Source organism: Pseudomonas sp. GL93 (assembly GCF_003408955.1).
Taxonomy (GTDB): domain Bacteria; phylum Pseudomonadota; class Gammaproteobacteria; order Pseudomonadales; family Pseudomonadaceae; genus Aquipseudomonas; species Aquipseudomonas paracarnis.
In genome coordinates this window covers 1-1,453 of the sequence record NZ_NKRF01000105.1, presented here as the reverse complement: position 1 = coordinate 1,453, position 1,453 = coordinate 1, and the positions used below count along the sequence as shown (strand labels likewise).

Annotated in this window: 1 protein-coding gene; it reads left to right on the top strand. The window is 56.3% G+C overall.

Translation table 11 applies throughout. The annotated features are described in order from the left end of the window. The coding region (locus CER19_RS23760; protein WP_371921560.1) for an immunoglobulin-like domain-containing protein at window positions 1–1,453 on the top strand (1,453 nt) is incomplete at both ends.

Here is a 1,453-nt window from a genome sequence, read left to right as displayed (position 1 = left end):
GTTAAAGGTGCGACTACCACGATCAATGACACCATCGATAAAGTCGACGTAGTTCTGACCGCCACCACCTCCGTCGGCGAAGGTGGCAAGATACCATACACCGCCAGCCTTGTGGATAAAAACGGTGCGCCGGTGACTAACATCACTAATCCGTTGACCGTCACGCTGGATAACGGCGAGACCATCACCATCGGAGTGAATCAGTCCAGCGGCACTGTTTCGATCTTGGCACCGGATGATGTCTACAAAGGTGACCAGACTGTCACTACCGCCATTCAAGGCGTGACCGGTGGCGAGCACTTCGAGAATCTGGTTCCAGGCACTACGGCGGTGAACACCACCGTCACCGATACCCCAGGCACAGACAATACTACGACTGTCACGTTAACTGCGCCGAATGCAGTGAACGAAGGTGGCCAGATCACGTACACCGCGACCTTGAGCAACAAGGCCGGTACTGACGTCACGTTGAAACTCGACAACGGCTCAAGCATTACCATCAAAGCTGGCGACACCGTTGGCACGGTGACCGTCCCTGCACCTACCGATGACGTGTTCATCGACAAGAGCACGCAGACCGTTCAAATCACCGAGACCACGGGTGGCAATTTCGAGAAACTGGAAGTTGCGGGCAACGGCGCCACCACCACGATCAACGACACCATCGACAAGGTCGATGTGGTCCTGACCGCTACCACCACTGTCGGTGAAGGCGGCAACATCGTCTACACCGCCAGCCTTGTGGATAAAAACGGCGCACCGGTGACCAACATCACCAACCCGCTGACCGTGACTCTGGATAACGGCCAAACCATCACCATTGGTGTGAATCAGTCCAGCGGCACTGTTTCGGTCTTGGCACCGGATGATGTGTACAAAGGCGATCAGACCGTCACCACCGCCATCAAAGGCGTGACCGGTGGCGAGCACTTTGAGAACCTGGCGCCTGGCACCGATAAAGTCACCACGACTGTGACGGACACTTCGGGCACCGATAACACTACTACCGTTACGCTAACGGCTCCGTCCGAAGCGAACGAAGGTGGCCAGATCACCTACACCGCGACCTTGAGCAACAAGGCCGGTACTGACGTCACGTTGAAACTCGACAACGGTTCGTCGATCACCATCAAAGCTGGCGACACTGTCGGCACCGTGACCGTCCCTGCGCCTACCGATGACGTGTTCATCGATAAGAGCACCCAAACCGTCAAGATCACTGACGCTTCTGGCGGCAACTTCGAAAAACTGGAAGTGGCAGGCAACGGTGCGACCACCACCATCAACGACACCATCGACAAGGTTGATGTTGTACTGACCGCCACCACCACCGTCGGCGAAGGCGGTAACATCATCTACACCGCCAGCCTTGTGGATAAAAACGGTGCGCCGGTGACTAACATCACCAATCCGCTGACCGTTACCCTGGACAATGGTGCGACCACCACCATTG